Genomic DNA, 16,675 nt, shown 5'->3' with positions numbered 1-16,675 from the left:
CGGTCTTGCCTAATCTAATAGTAACAATCCATTTACTTCACGAGTATATCATGACAATTATCCCCTGTCAAGAAAGCGATTACAAAAAATGGATTTATCAAGCATCTTTTGATTTAACCAGAAGGATTGGTTTACTATTTGTGATAGTTGCAATTTCACAACTTACTTGATTGGATACACATAATGGATCCTGTCGTTGTAAAAAATACTGATTCAATGGGTACTCAGCACCATCAATATCAATATAAGCATCATCTAGTGCATATAATGAAAAATACTTATATTCATCTTGATACACCTTATGTGTTCCCGGCAATAATAATTGAATAACATTTTGCTGATCAATAATTCTAATTTTTTTATCTGCATATTTTTCCAAAAGACACATAACGCTAAGAAAATGATCTAAGCGACCGCCCGTCACACCATAAATATCTACTTCATCATAACCATTCTCCAAAGCATATTCTAAAGCTGCATGTGTATCGGTCACATCTTTACGAGTTGGCAATCTTTCTATATCTAACTCACTTAAAACATTCTCGTTTTCAATCGAATCAAAATCACCAATTGCAAAGACAGGCTTAATCCCCTGTTTAAGTAATATTTCAACACCATGATCAACACCAATATATTTTAAACTGTCATCGAGTTTACAAGCCAGTGCACTACAAATACCTATCTTCATTTTAGTGACTCTATTGCTTTCGTATAATCATCACTACCAAAAACATAGCTGCCGGCCACTAAAACGTCAACTCCAGCATCATTACATAACTTGGAAGTCGATTCATTGATTCCTCCATCTACTTCAATTAAATAATGATAATTATTTTCTTTTCTGAGTGTTGCCAGCTGTGCAATTTTATCAACAGCTGCCGAATTAAATTTTTGCCCACCAAAACCGGGCTCAACTGACATTACTAAAACAACATCTAACTCATTCAAAAATGGTTTTAGTACTTCTACTGGTGTATCCGGCTTAATTGATAGCCCGACCTCCACATCATGCTCCTTAATATGAGCGATTAATTCATTAATCTTATCTTCAGCAACTGCTTCATAATGAAAAACAATTAATGACGCATTACTATTAATAAAATTATCCACATATTTAGCTGGATCAGTAATCATTAAATGTACATCAAGATACATATCCGTTACTTTACTAACATCTTTTAAAATACTATATCCAAATGATATGTTTGGAACAAAATGTCCATCCATTACATCATAATGAATCCAATCTGCCGCTTTGATTGCGTTAATCTCTTCTTTCAAATAAGCAAAATTAGCTGATAATAATGAAGGTGCTACTTTAACCATACTTCCGTTCCTCTTTCTTTTTTACATCTTGTAAATTCATTAAATAATGCTCATAGCGTTCTTTAGATATTTTTCCATCTTCAACGGCTTTTTTTACCCCACAATTAGGTTCACTATCGTGTAAACATCCTCTAAACTTGCATTCATGACTAAATTGAGCAAAATCATGATAGGCTACAGCTAGTTCTTCCGGTGTCATTTCCAATTCTAATGAAGAAAAACCAGGTGTATCTCCAAGATATCCACCATACATCTTGAGCAGTTCAACATGACGAGTTGTATGTTTTCCTCGCCCAAGAGATTTTGATATCTCATTTGTTTCCAATTTTAAATTAATATCTAAGGCATTCAAAAAACTACTTTTGCCTACCCCACTTTGTCCAGTAATCACTGATACTTTATCTTTAAAGACTGTTTTTAATTCCTCAAGCCCATGATTATCTTTTGAGCTTATTTCATATACCCGATATCCAGCCTGACGATAATCTTTAACATATTGTTTAACGCTTTCATCTTCATCTAAATCCATTTTAGAAATAATAATAATTGGTTCAATTCCTAAATGCTCAATTACTAAAAGAAATTTATCTAATAATATTGATGAAAAATCAGGTTCCTTACAAGAACTAACAATCAGAGCTTGATCAACATTACAAATAGGTGGTCGAACTAAACAATTATGACGAGGCAATACATTCATTACATAGCCATCATTATCACCTTCGACTTCATATTCAACAAAGTCACCAACCAGGGGCTTAATCTCATCCTTACGAAATTTCCCCCTAGCACGACATTGAATTATTTGATGATCATCTTCGACATAATAAAACCCTGCTAATGCTTTAATAATTCTTCCTTGTGACATCTCTACCTCCTAATCATCTGTAGGTATTTCAGGTTTATAATTATAATAATAAAGTGTAATAGATTCATTCTTCTTAGTTACCGTAGTAAAGGCATCTAAACTTTGACGGACTACTTGATTTACAGTAATCTTTTCAATTTCATTTGGATCTGTAGGTGTTGGCAATGTTTCCCGTTTAACTGAAAAACCTTTATTTGTTAGTAAGGTCGCAGCAGCATCAATATCCATTCCTTTAACATTTGGTACTTCAATTTTAATTCCCGAAGAAACAGTCAATGTAATTGTCCGATCTTTTTCATCAGGATCAACCTTATGCCCTTCTTTTAAACTCTGTTCAACAACTGTTCCAACTGCTTGTTCTGAACTAGTTTCTTTGATCGTAACATCAAACCCAAGTTTTGTCAGTGCTTCTTTGGCCTTATTTTGATCCATTCCTACATAATTACCAAGAACTACATAATCACCTTTTGATACTGTTAAAATAATTTTACGATCTTTTTCAGTTGGATCTACTTTAGTTCCTTTTTCAATACTTTGATCAATTACAGTTCCTTTAGTTTTAGAAGATATCTCATATTCAATCTCTACTTCAAATTTCAATTTTTCTAATGCCTTTTTAGCAACATCTTCTTTTTTTCCAGTGTAATCTTCAAGAACAATATATTTGCCTTTCGATACTGTTACTTTAACGACATCACCTTCTTTGATCGTCGTTCCTTTTTTAGGGTCTGTTGCAATGATTTCACCTTTTTCATATTCATCAGATAGTTCTTCAGTAATATCATCGCTAATAGTAACATTATATTCTTTTAAAATTTCTTTTGCTTGTTCAACTGTTTTTTCTGTTAAATCAGGCATTAGACTAGTATCTGGCTTCACTCCAAGATAAATCGCAAAAGCAATTCCCGCGATAACTAAAGCAGTAACCACACCAACTCCCACCTTAGCTTTTGTATCTAAACCTTTAAATTTATTAACTAATTTACTGAAAAAACCTTCTTTTTTAGGGGCTGCCACTTCTTTTTCTTCAACTGGATCTACGATTGGTGCAGTATTGCCACTAGTAAATGCGGAACGAGGATCAATAACAATTGTTGGATCAGTATCTTGGTCATGTGAAAAAACTAATTTTTCTTCATCCTGACGCTCCATACAAGTCTTTATATCATCCAACATTTCTGTTGCACTTTTATAACGATCATTAAGATTTTTAGCAGTAGCTTTAATTACAATATTCTCAACAGACTGGGGAATTGAAGGATTAAACTCCAACAATGATGGTAGATCTTCCTGCATATGCTTTAATGCAATATTAACTGGTGATTCACCATTAAATGGTACTTCTCCCCGTAACAACTCATAAAAAACAATTCCTAAAGCATATACGTCACTTTGGGCAGTCGCTTTTTCACCACGTGCTAATTCTGGAGCTAAATAATGCAATGAGCCCATAATAACATCTGTCTGGGTTACCTGCGCTAGAGATTGCATTGAAGCAATTCCAAAATCGGCAATTTTAGCCACTCCACTATCAGTAACCAAAATATTTTGCGGTTTTAAATCACGATGGATAATCCCTAGCTGATGAGCTTTAGAAATTCCACTAATTACTTGTTTCATAATATCAATTGCTTCAACTACATGAACAGCACCACGCTTTAAAATCAACTCTTTTAACGTCATACCCGGCACATATTCCATGACAATATAATATTTATCTTCATCCTCACCAACATCATATATTTCAACAATATTTTTATGAGAAAGTGCAGCTGCTGCACTAGCTTCACGTTGAAATCTAGTTACATATATTGGATCTTTAGCAAGGCTAGTTCGAAGAATCTTAATCGCAATAGTACGATTTAAGATAATATCTTGAGCTAAATAAACATCTGCCATTCCGCCTTGACCAATTAGTTCTAACAATTCATAACGTTCTGCAATTATTTTTGCCATCCTATTTTTCCTCCCGATTATCAATGATAGCTACTCCGATATTATCACGTCCACCATTTTCATTAGCTCGATCAATTAATTCAGTAACTTTTTGAGATACTTTTATATTCTTTTTTAAAATTTCTTTAATTATTTCATCATTTAAGCAATTATATAATCCATCACTGCAAAGCAACAATAAACTATCTGCAAATTCTAATTCGATAAAAGATGGGGTTAATTCAGTATCTGCACCAATTGCCTGAGTCAAAACATTTTTTTGGCTATGATTAACAGCTTCTTCTTCACTGATTGCTCCACGATCAACTAAAGCATTAACTAAAGTATGATCTTTAGTCAATTGCATTAATTGATCATTTTTCAAAACATAAGCACGGCTATCACCGACATGAGAAATATATATCACATTATCCATTAAAATTGCCACGACAATTGTCGTACCCATACCATGATGCTCAACATTTTGCTTAGCCATTCTTTTTACAATCGCATCAGCTTCATAAATTGTTTCATTTACCCATTTTTTCAACTCATCAACATTATCAAATGGGGGGATACTGTCAAAACAATTAACAAATTGATCCATCACCACCCGAGAAGCAATTTCACCAGCACGATGACCACCCATACCATCACAGACAATTGCAATAACTTGATCTTTTACATTTGCAATAACAGTAGCCTGATCCTGATTTTTATTTCGTACTTTACCGATATCAGTCAATGCATAATAGTTCATTATTTCACCCCACTTCTTTTAGCCCTTAATTGTCCACAAGCACCATCAATATCGCGCCCATGTTCTTTTCTTAAAGTTACATTAATATGTAATCTTAATAGCTCATTTTTAAATATTTCTACTGTTTCTTTATCACTAGGTTGATAACCATGCTCATCAACACTATTATATGGTATTAAATTAACATATGCATTTAATCCACGTAGATAGTGTGCCAATTGACGAGCGTAAACAATATCATCATTAACACCTTTTAACATGATATATTCAAAAGTAACACGCCGATTTGTTTTATCAATATATTCACTGATAGCTTCACGTAAATCATCCATTGGATGCACCTTATTGATCGGCATCAATTCATCGCGAATTTCATCATTAGCAGCATGTAACGAAATCGCCAAATTAGTTTGAATTCCTTCTTCACTATATCGCTTGATCCCTTTGATCAATCCACAAGTTGAAATAGTGATGTGCCGAGCGCCGATAGCTAGACCATGTGGATGGTTAATGATCCGTACAAATTCCATCACATTATCATAATTATCAAATGGTTCACCCGTCCCCATTACGACTACATGACTAACTCGTTGATCAATATCTTGTTGTACTTTAATAATTTGTGCAACAATTTCACCTGGTGTTAAATCACGTTGTTTGCGTAATAAACCACTAGCACAAAATGTACATTTCATGTTGCAGCCAATTTGGCTAGTTACACATAGTGACTTACCATAGTCATGAATCATTAAGACAGATTCAATCAAACTTCCATCTAATAATTCGAACAGATATTTAATTGTCCCATCTCTTGATACTTGTTTTTCTTTAATTTTTAAAACATCTAAAGAAAATTCTACTTTCAATTGATTTCGTAGATCTTTTGATAAATCCGACATATCATCAAAACTACGAGCATCTTTCTGGTAAAGCCAGCTAAAAACTTGTTTAGCACGGAATGGCTTTTGTTTGATTGAAGCAAAATATTCAGTTAGTTGTTCTAGTGAGTAATCATAAATATTTTTCATCTTATTTTCCTTTTTCTAATTTACACATATAAAATCCATCACTGTCATAAACATACGGTAAAATCTTCTTTTCTTCAATTATCTTCATATCTGGATATTTATCAAGAAATTGTTTTATCATTTGTTCATTTTCTTTTTTATTGATTGTACACGTACTATAGACCATTTTACCATTTTTCTTCAATAAATAGTAGGCATTGTCTAACAATTTTGCTTGTAAAGGAATGATTGTATCCATTGCACCAGAATCATGATATTTAATCTCCGGTTTACGTTTCATTACTCCTAAACCGCTGCAAGGTGCATCAAGCAAAATTTTATCAAATGATTCTTCTGAATATTTTTCTTTCAACAAAGTGGCATCCCCAACATGCAGTTCTACATTATTAACACCTAAGCGTTTTAGATTAGCTTCAACTAGCTTGATTTTATGTTCAAATAAATCATATGCAATTATTTTACCCTGATTATTCATAATAGCTGCTAAATGTGTAGTTTTACTTCCTGGAGCACAACACATATCAAGAACGAGATCCGTTGGCTGAGGATCCAGCAACGGAGCAATCAACTGACTTGACTCGTCTTGAATAGTGACTAACCCGTTTTTAAAATAATCAGTGTTAGCAATATTTCCTGCTCTGTACAAGAGTCCATCGGGAGAAAGATTCCCTGCTTCAAAATTTTCATCAGTTAATAATTGAGCCTTTGTAGTCTTTAAAATATTGACCCTCGCTGCTCTGGTTGGTGGTGTATTATCATGCTGACAAATCTTTTTGGCTATATTTAAATCATACTGTTTACTTAACATCTTAACTATCCATAAGGGATGGCTTGTTTCAATAGAAATTCTTTTCAATTCATCCTTCTCATCAATCTCACATTTTCCATTACGTAAAAAATTTCTTAAAATAGCATTAACAAATTTCCCCGCAAAATTATCACGTTTCTTTGCTAAACGGACAGCTTCATCAATTACAGCATAATCCGGAACCTTATCTAAGAAAATTAATTGATACAATGACATCAATAAAATCATTTTCTCACGATTTTTAATTTTTTTCCCTTGAATATATGGCGCCAATTGATATTCAAGATATAACTTATTTTGAATCGTTCCATATACAATTCGTGTAGCCAAATCTTTATCATTTCTAGATAATAAGCTTTTTTCTAAATAGTCATTTAAAGTAATATTTAAATAACTTTGCTCATTTTGGTATTTTATTAATACATCTAATGCAGTCGTTCTTGCCATAAATAGTCCTTCCTATATTTGATTATATGGATTAAAGTCACAAACCACATGAACTTTATTTCCTTTTTTATTATAAAAATCACTCATCTTTTCTAATACTGGATATAATTGTTTACTATTTGTAAATTTAATCATAATACGTTTACGATAAATATCCTGCATCCGATAGATCAAACTATTTGCCGGACCAAGAATTGCCATTTTATCAAGTTGTTTTTGTAAATACTCTTTTATTTGCACCGCACTTTGATTAACAACTTCTTCATCTTTTCCTTGTATTAAAATGCTCACTAAATGAACATATGGAGGGTAAGCTGCTAATTTTCGTGTTTTCATTTCTTCCTGATAAAAACGAAGATAGTCGTGATTCTTGACACATTGTAACACAAAATGCTCAGGATTGTATGTCTGAATCATTACTGTACCTTCTTTTTGACCACGTCCACTTCGTCCTGAAACCTGTTCAAGCAGTTGAAAAGTTCGCTCATTAGCACGAAAATCAGGGATATTTAAACTTATATCAGCATTTAAAACACCAACAAAAGTAACATTTTCAAAATCTAATCCTTTTGCTATCATCTGTGTTCCTAATAGAATATTACCCTCTTTGCGAGCAAACTTATCTAATAATTTTTGATGCCCATCCTTTTGTTTAGTTGTATCAACGTCATAACGAATCACTTTTGCACCATCAAATATAGTCTCCAGCTGTTCCTCTACTTTTTGTGTTCCTGCTCCAACTAATTTTAATCGTTCACTTGAACAATGTGGACAAAGACGCGGCATTTCAATTTGATGTTCACAATAATGACAACGTAATTTGTGATCCGCCTTATGATATGTTAAGGTTACATCACAATGAGGACATTTAATTACTTCACCACAATCAAGGCAACGAACATATGTTGCATAACCACGTTTATTTAATAGAAGAATTACTTGTTCATCATGATCCAGGCAGGTTTGAATTTGTTCCTTCATCGCTTTTGAAAAAAGTGAATAATTTTTATTTCTAATTTCATCAGCCATATCGATCAATTCAATCTTTGGTAAGGGAAACTGATTGATCCGCTTTGGTAGCTCGTATAGATCATAAATTCCTTTTTGTCCTCGACTATAAGATTCTAGTGACGGTGTAGCACTACCAAGAATAACGGGACAGTTATGGTATTGCCCCCGAATTCGAGCAATCTGAGTCGTTTGATACCGTGGCTTGCTTTCCTGTTTATAACTAGGATCATGTTCTTCATCTAAAATAATCAATCCTATTTTTTCCAAAGGCGCAAATACCGCACTTCGAGCACCAACAACAATCTTAACTTCACTATTCAAAATTCGCCGATACTCATCATAACGCTCACCAGCAGATAATTTTGAATGTAAAATTGCTACCTCTTTCCCAAATTTGTGTTTAAAAGCATTGACCATCATCGGTGTTAAAGAAATCTCCGGTACTAACATTAAGACAGTTTTATTATTTCTAATCACATATTTAGATAAATGTAGATACACTTCGGTTTTTCCAGAACCAGTCACACCATGAATTAAAGCAGTATGATAAGTATCAATTTTGCTCATGATTCCATTGACTACTTTTTGTTGATCAACAGTTAAAGAAAACTCATGTTCCTCTTTTTGATCATCTAAATAAGGGTCACGATATAATTCCTGTTCGATTATTACCGTTACCCTCTGTTCAATTAGCTTGTCAAGCAGTCCACGGCTATAAGGAAATGCTTTTAGTGGCGTGTCGGGATGTGTTTTTAAATATTGATACGCTTCTTGTTGTTTAACAGTTTTAAGAGTAGCATCTTCATTAATAACTTTAATTACTTTTTGATACTTAATTCCAACACTTTTATTTGTACTTGGTTTTAATTGAGGTGGCAACATTGCTTGAAGACAGCTAATTCGTGGTGACAAAGTTAATTTTGCTAATGTCAAAGACAGCTCTTGTAATTCTTGATTTAATAAGGGGCGCTCATCAATAACTTCACTAATATAGCGATATTTAAATCCTGCTGCTGCTTCTAATTCCTCTTTTGTTGAATTGCTATAACGACATCCCGTTACATATCCGATTATTCGTTGATATCCAAACGCAATTGTCACTCTAACCCCACTAGCAATTTCAGTATTTGCTAAATAATCAAAAGTAGTGTCAAGAGCATGGGTTGGATGTTCTACTAATACTTGTACAATATACACCATCATCATCTCCAATTTGTTTCTATTCTACCACATCTACAAGATAAAATAAAAGAGTCGATTAACTCTTATATCTTTATAGCAAAGTATCTAATTGCTCTCCCACGTTTTTTATTTTTGGATGATCTATCATCTTACCACAAACATCTGTTCTAGCGAAAAATTAGCGAGTAACACCGCTGGTAATAAAGTGCAAATTAAACTAGCCTGATGACACTAAAAGCTTTTATTGATGATTCATCAAGATAGATATTAAGATCATGTTTCAACACATAATCATGATAACCATCAAAAACAGTTGCATGAGTTAATACATACTTCATTGCATTCACTCTCTTTTAAAAAAAGGAATCTTTGCGATTCCTAGACATGATAAATATAATTATCTTTTCGCGGTTTAGCTTCTGGTTTCGGTTCTTTACCATAACCTAAAATACAATTACCGATTCCTACATACTTTTCATCAATGCCCCACTGCTTTAACAATTCTTTTCCCTCAGTACTCATAAAAACTTCTTTGGCACGATGAATCCAACAAGAATCTACGCCAACTGCATTGGCTGCATTTAAAAGATTCCCCATTACTAACGCACCATCTTCTAAATATGTTCCAATCGTTGAATCCCCTAAAACGACTACCACTGTTGGTGCTCCATAAAAAGGATCGTTTTCACTATCCATTATTGCCGCATTCAATTTTGATAGCCGCTTAATTATCTCAGGATTTTGAATAACTACCATAATTGCAGATTGACGTCCCATTCCTGAGGCTGCATATGTTCCAGCCGTCAAAATTTCATTCAATTGTTCTTCGCTAATTTGCTCTTTTTGGAAGCTTCGAACACTTCGACGTGTAATTAAATTATTGATTGTTTCATTCATTATACTATCCCCCTTTTTATAAGGATATTATATCACAGACTTAATGAATATTAAGATATAGATAATTGTTTTTAAGAAAAATACTCTATATAATTTAGATAAAAGGAGGGCTGTTTATGTGTAAAAAACTATCAATAATTTTACTATGCCTGCTTATGATAACAGGATGCTCTAAAGACAAGCCAATTTTATATAGCAATCTTGGTAATCAAGCCAGTCAAAATAAACTTACTAATATTTTAAATGAAGCTGACCTCCCCAAAGAGAATATTAAACAATTCTTTTCCTATGTTAATACCTTTAATCAGCACGCTACACCCTTAATTGGTGATTTTGAAACTTTAGAAAGAGAACAACCAGATTACCAATATTTTAAATATAATAGCCCAGTTGAAATAAGTGATCAAAACGATTCTAATTCACTAATTCCTTCATTTATCTTAATAAAAAACCTAATTTATACTAATAATAGCGGTCACGCAGATGACTCATATATTATGTTTAATTTAAATTTAATTGATACTATTGATCAGTATTCAATGAGCCAAGAAGATCGTTTAAAATTCATTACTACTTTTAACAGCATTTCTGTTACCGGCATAAAAAATAATGAAATTTCTCATATCAATCAAATTGAAAAAACATTTAGTGATCGTGACTTTAGCGTAAAACAAAACCAAAAAGCATCATTGATTACCTTGTGGCTTCACTCTTCCGCAGATAACCGTCGCTTTGTTAGCCACTGTGGTGTTTTAATTGATAGCAATGACGGTTTATATTTTATTGAAAAATACGGTTGTTTTTATCCTTATCAGGTGACAAAATTTAATAGCCGAAGTGAATTAAAAACGTATTTATTAACTCGAAACGATCTCAAAGGAGATGAAAATGACGGTTTGCCACTCGTTTTTGAAAATAATAAATATCTGAATAAATAATTAATAATATCCTTTGAATAAATTGTAATACATTTTTATATTAGTTCCTAGATGCAGAACCACGACTTTAATCCAACAGTATGATTTCGGTGCTGAAGCACTGACCATGGCATAATCTAATTTGAATTTCCGAGCATAATGATCTGCCTTTCGTAAATGCCAGCTATTTGTAACAACTAGAGCATTTTTCAATCCATTTATCTGCATTATATCGCGGCTATACATCAAATTATGATATGTACTTCGAGATTGTCCCTCGATAAGGATATCTTCTTTTTTTACCCCTAAACTAATTGCATATGAAGCCATTATTTTCGCTTCCTGATATTCATTTTTAACTGCCCCACCAGATAAGATTAAAAATTTAATCTTATCTTTTTTATATAAAGTAACACCCATTTCAACCCGTGATTTCATAATTGTTGATGGCTCACCATCGATATTAGCAGGATAACCACAAATAATCGCACAATCATATTTTTTATAACGCTGTTTTTTATATGGTTTTTTAAATACTAATAAAAATGCTAGTAGATTCAATATTCCAAATCCAATTATTACTCGTTTGACCATTTTATTACCTCATTATTTTACATTTCCCGGGAAATTGTAACAAAAGGGCCTAATGGCCCCGATGTTTCGCTTTACGTTTTTGCTGTTTCAATACAAATAGATGCTCTTTTTCAGCCGTTCGCTGCTCACGACGAATAATTTTATTCTTTGCCTTATTTTGCTCATATTGTCGTTTCAACGCTTGCATCGATTTAGTACCTGTTTGTAAGTTCATAGATTGTTTTCTAATCATCCGTTGTAATCGCTTAGGATTTTTTGGTTTATCTTTATGTTTCGCTTTGAACTCAGCAACAAAATTAAGTTTATGGTAATTATTTAAAAAATAAACATATATCTCACCATCACTTGGCTCTTGACCGAACACAACTCGTTCAACGTAACACTTATCTCCATTTGTTAAATAAAATACTCCAATCCAAAACGGATCATCAAATAAAACATTTAATTCCAAACCAACATCCAACATATCGCTATCCTCCTTGAAATTTACTTCTAAGAACGGACAACCTCAGGAGGGCAGGTTACTGATGCAAAATGCACAACTTGACTACCAACAAGTTCGTGTTTTTATCTTAGCAACCATATTATAACTTATTTTTCAGATTTATTTAAGAGGAAAGCTATTCCTGCTAACCCTAAACCTAATGCGATTATAATAAATAAATTAATACTTACATCATTATTCAAATAAAAATATACTTTTAAATCATCATATAGTCCCATCAAAACTGCAATAATTAATAAAAAAGCTAGTAAAAATGGCACTTTTAGCCGTCCATCATTTTTTTTCATAAAATCAAACACTTTAGCATCAAATACTTTAAATGCATCTAACAACATGTATATTCCCAAAATAGCTAATAACACAATAATGTCGGTTGGGCAAAAAATTAAATCAAGTCCTAATTTACCTTCTAACCCTTGCGCCAAATATAAAATTAAAACCATTCCTGGATAAAAAATATACGCAAACACCTTAAAATACTCTTTAAACTTTTCCATTTTTCCTCCTACTAAAAATCAGGGATATTTACCCCTGATTTGTTTGATGATTTTTTATAATTTCAGCAATTTTATCTTTTGCTGCCATAACGTCATCATTTTCCACTACATATTTATATTCATCTTTAGTCGCAATTTCTTTTCTTGCTTTTGATAAACGTTGTTGGACAATCTCTTCTTCCTCTGTACGACGTCCACGAATTCGTCGTTCGAGTTCTTCTAAGCTAGGTGGTACTAAAAAGATTGTTGTTGCATCTGGACATTTTTCCATTACTTGAAGGGCCCCTTGAACTTCAATTTCTAAAACAACATTTTTACCTTCATTTAATAATTGATCAACGTAATCTTTGGGTGTTCCGTAATAATTACCGACAAACTGCGCCCACTCTAATAACTTTCCTTCTTCAATTTTACTTTTAAATTCTTCTTCTTCAACAAAAAAATAATCAATTCCATCTCTTTCATTTGGACGTGGTTTTCTTGTTGTCATCGAAATCGAATAAGCAAGATTTAAACTATCGTCTTTGAATAATTCTTCTCTTACTGTTCCTTTACCAACGCCACTAGGCCCACTAAGAATTATCAACATTCCTTTTTGCACTGTCTACACCCCTTTTTTTTGATAAGTTCATCATACAAAATACGTCTTATATTGTCAATTGTTTTCAAACTATATAATGTCAATTATTTTTAATCTATGTTATACTTACAACGGTGATAAAAAATGGCATATGATGGAATAATGATGCATCAAGTAATTGATGACTTAAACAAAACAATAACTGGTGGTAGAATCAACAAAATCTACCAAATCTCAAAATATGAATTATTGATTCAAGTTCGTAATAATCGAACTAATTACAAGCTGCTGCTCTCCTGCCATCCAATGTACGCAAGAATTCAGCTGACTAATTTAGACTATCCTACTCCGGAAAGTCCGAATCCTTTAACAATGTTATTTCGTAAACATCTTGAGGGTGGTTATATCAAAAAAATTGAACAAATCGAATTAGATCGAATTTGTCATTTTCTTTTTGGCTGTCATAACGAATTTGGTGATTACGTTGAATACCATTGTTATATTGAAATTATGGGTAAACATTCTAATATTATTCTTTGCAATCAAGATAAAAAAATTCTTGATTGTTTAAAACGAATTACCCCTAACATTAATAGTGAACGTTTTGTACAACCAGGGGCAATGTACCAATTGCCACCAATGAATCAAAATAAAGTTGATCCTTTCACTAGTGATTTTATTGAAAACAATAATCTAACAAAAATATATCAAGGGATGTCTCCAATCCTATCTAAAGAAATTCTTTATCGTCATGATAATGGTATAGATTTTAAAGAGATTATGGATGAAATAAAAAATAGCGATACCCTTTATATAAGTAGAGTTGATGAAAAAGAATATTTTCATTTAATTCCATTAACTCATCTAAATCAGCAGGCACAGTCTTATTCATTATTCGATGGTCTGGATAAACATTTTAATTTAATCGATCAAAAAGAACGTATAAAACAACAAACATCAAATCTTTTGAAATTTATTAATAATGAATATCAAAAAAATGTTACTAAACTTGCAAAATTAGAATCAACTCTAGAAGATTCGAACAATAGTGATGAATATCGAATCATTGGCGATCTTTTATACTCAAACTTACATTTATTAAAAAAAGGAATGCGTCATGTTGAACTAGATAATTACTATGATGGTTCTAAGATTATGGTTGATTTAGATGAAAAACTTGATCCTAAAAGTAATGCTCAAAAATATTATAACAAGTATCAAAAGGCAAAAAATTCAATCAATGTTCTGCATGAGCAGATTGATTTAACCAAAAAAGAAATTGAATATTTTGACACTCTTTTAACACTAATGGATAATGCTTCATACTATGATGCCCTAGAAATAAAAGAAGAATTAGAAAATCTAGGATATTTAAAAAAGAAAAAGAAAACTAATACGATCCGTAAAAATAAAAAACCTTCTTTTGAGACATATTATACTAAAGATGGTATTGAAATATGTATTGGGAAGAATAACCTTCAAAATGATTATCTAACTTTTAAACATGCTCATCGCTATGATACCTGGTTTCATGTTAAAGATATGCCTGGTAGTCATGTTGTCGTTAAAGGTGATCAATTAGATGAATATACGATTCGATTAGCTAGTAATATCGCTGCCTATTATTCAAAAGGGAAAAACAGTAGTAGTGTTCCTGTCAATTATACTTTAATAAAAACATTGAAAAAGCCTCATGGCGCTAAACCTGGGCAAGTAATCTTAGATAATTATAAAACTATTTATATTGATCCTGATCAACATTGCCTCGATGAATTACAAAAAAAATAGATGCCTGGGCATCTATCTTTTTTAGCGGTTACATCCACATCCGCTTCCTCCGTTATTAGCGTTGTTATACATTCCATTAATAACAGAGTCACCTGTGTTATTAGCTGCGTTAAATCCTGTACCTGCTCCGTTAAATGGAGTAGCGTTAGCAGCACTTGCGAATGGATTTCCATTACTTTGAGTCATGAAAGTACGTTCATAACGTGGATAATAACGTGGGTAATAAACGATATTATTAATATGGCGACATTCGATTGGGCAAATAATTGGTTGTTCAACATATTGATTAGAGCAGCTTGTACAAACTTTTCTTGGTGCAACGATTGGAGTAGCACGGCAGCAGTTCATTCCACTGTTACATCCTCCACATCCGCAGCTGTTGTTACAACCACATCCTGAGTTACAAAACATCATTTCCACCTCCTTTAATATACTATATGTTCGATTAAATTTGGTGCTAAGGCAAATTACACAGAAAGGTCTAAATTATGAAATTAATCAAATGGAATACTGTTGAAAACATTGAAGCATATACAATTACTAAAGAATTAGGCGATATGTCTTATAATAACGAGGACAAACAATTGATTCTCAATAATCGTAAACAATTAGCCAAACTTTTAAAAACTGATTTAGAGCACATGGTGGCACCACATCAAACACACTCAGCCAACTTTAAAGAAGTATCTCTTAAAGACGGTGGCAGAGGTATGTACTGCCAAGATGATGCCTTTAACAATACTGATGCTCTTTATACAAAAGATACTGATCTCTTTTTATTATCATTTCATGCAGATTGTACCCCAGTGTTACTATATTGTCCTAAAACAAAAATAATTGCTGCAATTCATTCTGGTTGGCTAGGAACAACTAAACAAATTGTTTCAAAAGTCACAAAACATCTAATTGAAAATGAACATTGTGATCCTAAAGAGATGCTTGCCTATATTGGACCATGCATCTGCCAAGATTGTCTTGAGGTAATGGATAATGTCATCGACTTAGTTAAACAAATGGATTTCGATACTACTCCGTACTATAAACAAACAGATACTACACATTATTTGCTTGATAACAAAGGTCTAAACCGACAAATGTTATTAAATTTAGGTTTATTGAAAAAAAATATTACTGTTTCGCCATATTGTACTGTTGAAAATGACAAGTTATTTTATAGCTATCGTAAATATAAAGATAGTGGCAGAAATATCACAATCATAAAAAGACAAGCTTAAAGGACTATAACAAATAAAGATTTTCAATCTTTGATATGTTCCCTTCTAGATGACAAGTTTTTATTATTTTATTTGTCTACCTAGGAGGAAGCATATCACTCTAGGCGTTATAGCCCTTTTTATTTATTAAATCAGTTTTTTCTACTTTAATTGTTAATATTTATTTTTTAGTAATTAAATTTTCCATAAAATTACATAAATTGGTTATAAATCAGTTACAAAATCACATTTTAACTACATTAACTTATCTTTTTACTTGTTAATTTTTTTATATGTTTCTCGATGAATGATATAATA

General features: G+C 32.3%; 18 protein-coding genes. 3 read left to right on the top strand and 15 right to left on the bottom strand.

Going from position 1 to position 16,675, the window contains the following annotated elements:
• Nucleotides 1-97: 97 nt before the first annotated feature.
• From EYR00_RS03935 to EYR00_RS03895, 10 genes are all read right to left on the bottom strand, one after another.
• A complete protein-coding gene (locus tag EYR00_RS03935) occupies nt 98-688 on the bottom strand; it encodes a thiamine diphosphokinase (protein WP_003538441.1) in 591 nt (196 codons plus the stop codon).
• On the bottom strand, nt 685-1,326 hold the full coding sequence (rpe, locus tag EYR00_RS03930) for a ribulose-phosphate 3-epimerase (protein ID WP_003538443.1): 642 nt from the start codon (nt 1,324-1,326) through the stop codon (nt 685-687). Before rpe ends, EYR00_RS03935 begins: the two co-directional genes overlap by 4 nt.
• A complete protein-coding gene (rsgA, locus tag EYR00_RS03925) occupies nt 1,319-2,194 on the bottom strand; it encodes a ribosome small subunit-dependent GTPase A (RefSeq protein ID WP_003538448.1) in 876 nt (291 codons plus the stop codon). The genes rpe and rsgA overlap by 8 nt, the downstream gene beginning before the upstream one ends.
• Nucleotides 2,195-2,203: 9 nt before the next feature.
• Nucleotides 2,204-4,150 carry a Stk1 family PASTA domain-containing Ser/Thr kinase gene (pknB, locus tag EYR00_RS03920; RefSeq protein WP_003538449.1) on the bottom strand — a complete coding sequence of 649 codons (1,947 nt, stop codon included), beginning with the start codon at nt 4,148-4,150 and terminating at the stop codon, nt 2,204-2,206.
• A 1-nt stretch (nt 4,151) separates the two neighbouring features.
• A complete protein-coding gene (locus tag EYR00_RS03915) occupies nt 4,152-4,889 on the bottom strand; it encodes a Stp1/IreP family PP2C-type Ser/Thr phosphatase (protein ID WP_003538450.1) in 738 nt (245 codons plus the stop codon).
• Complete coding sequence (gene rlmN, locus EYR00_RS03910) at nt 4,889-5,917, bottom strand: dual-specificity RNA methyltransferase RlmN (protein WP_003538451.1); 1,029 nt, start codon at nt 5,915-5,917, stop codon at nt 4,889-4,891. Before rlmN ends, EYR00_RS03915 begins: the two co-directional genes overlap by 1 nt.
• A 1-nt stretch (nt 5,918) precedes the next feature.
• Entirely contained in the window at nt 5,919-7,172 is a 1,254-nt protein-coding gene (gene rsmB / locus EYR00_RS03905; protein WP_003538453.1) for a 16S rRNA (cytosine(967)-C(5))-methyltransferase RsmB, read from the bottom strand.
• Nucleotides 7,173-7,184: 12 nt separating this feature from the next.
• Nucleotides 7,185-9,383, bottom strand: coding sequence for a replication restart helicase PriA (priA, locus tag EYR00_RS03900; protein WP_040434405.1), 2,199 nt, complete (start codon nt 9,381-9,383; stop codon nt 7,185-7,187).
• Nucleotides 9,384-9,577: 194 nt separating this feature from the next.
• A complete protein-coding gene (locus tag EYR00_RS15765; protein ID WP_003538456.1) occupies nt 9,578-9,703 on the bottom strand; it encodes a hypothetical protein in 126 nt (41 codons plus the stop codon).
• Between the two features lie 40 nt (nt 9,704-9,743).
• A complete protein-coding gene (locus EYR00_RS03895) occupies nt 9,744-10,262 on the bottom strand; it encodes a nitroreductase family protein (RefSeq protein ID WP_003538457.1) in 519 nt (172 codons plus the stop codon).
• A gap of 116 nt (nt 10,263-10,378) precedes the next feature.
• Here EYR00_RS03895 and EYR00_RS03890 point away from each other — a divergent pair, with 116 nt between their 5' ends.
• Nucleotides 10,379-11,200, top strand: coding sequence for a DUF4300 family protein (locus EYR00_RS03890; RefSeq protein WP_003538459.1), 822 nt, complete (start codon nt 10,379-10,381; stop codon nt 11,198-11,200).
• On the opposite strand, the gene EYR00_RS03885 is transcribed toward EYR00_RS03890, so the two are convergent.
• The 4 genes from EYR00_RS03885 to gmk all read right to left on the bottom strand — a co-directional run bounded on the left by EYR00_RS03885 (nt 11,201) and on the right by gmk (nt 13,376).
• Nucleotides 11,201-11,773, bottom strand: a complete 573-nt coding sequence (locus EYR00_RS03885; protein ID WP_003538461.1) for a YdcF family protein — start codon at nt 11,771-11,773, stop codon at nt 11,201-11,203. It lies immediately after the preceding gene.
• Nucleotides 11,774-11,822: 49 nt separating this feature from the next.
• Nucleotides 11,823-12,239: a YjdF family protein gene (locus EYR00_RS03880; RefSeq protein ID WP_003538462.1), complete on the bottom strand. Its 417-nt coding sequence runs from the start codon at nt 12,237-12,239 to the stop codon at nt 11,823-11,825.
• A gap of 125 nt (nt 12,240-12,364) precedes the next feature.
• Complete coding sequence (locus EYR00_RS03875; RefSeq protein ID WP_003538465.1) at nt 12,365-12,775, bottom strand: hypothetical protein; 411 nt, start codon at nt 12,773-12,775, stop codon at nt 12,365-12,367.
• A gap of 28 nt (nt 12,776-12,803) precedes the next feature.
• Entirely contained in the window at nt 12,804-13,376 is a 573-nt protein-coding gene (gene gmk, locus EYR00_RS03870) for a guanylate kinase (RefSeq protein WP_003538467.1), read from the bottom strand.
• A gap of 123 nt (nt 13,377-13,499) precedes the next feature.
• Here gmk and EYR00_RS03865 point away from each other — a divergent pair, with 123 nt between their 5' ends.
• Nucleotides 13,500-15,143, top strand: coding sequence for an Rqc2 family fibronectin-binding protein (locus EYR00_RS03865; RefSeq protein WP_003538474.1), 1,644 nt, complete (start codon nt 13,500-13,502; stop codon nt 15,141-15,143).
• A gap of 21 nt (nt 15,144-15,164) precedes the next feature.
• On the opposite strand, the gene EYR00_RS03860 is transcribed toward EYR00_RS03865, so the two are convergent.
• Nucleotides 15,165-15,557, bottom strand: coding sequence for a hypothetical protein (locus EYR00_RS03860; protein ID WP_009008800.1), 393 nt, complete (start codon nt 15,555-15,557; stop codon nt 15,165-15,167).
• 74 nt (nt 15,558-15,631) lie between these two features.
• Here EYR00_RS03860 and pgeF point away from each other — a divergent pair, with 74 nt between their 5' ends.
• Entirely contained in the window at nt 15,632-16,378 is a 747-nt protein-coding gene (gene pgeF / locus EYR00_RS03855; protein ID WP_003538479.1) for a peptidoglycan editing factor PgeF, read from the top strand.
• The last annotated feature ends 297 nt before the right edge of the window (nt 16,379-16,675 follow it).

The sequence above is a fragment of the Thomasclavelia ramosa DSM 1402 genome (genome assembly GCF_014131695.1).
GTDB lineage: Bacteria > Bacillota_I > Bacilli_A > Erysipelotrichales > Coprobacillaceae > Thomasclavelia > Thomasclavelia ramosa.
This window is presented reverse-complemented; position numbering and strand designations above follow the sequence as displayed.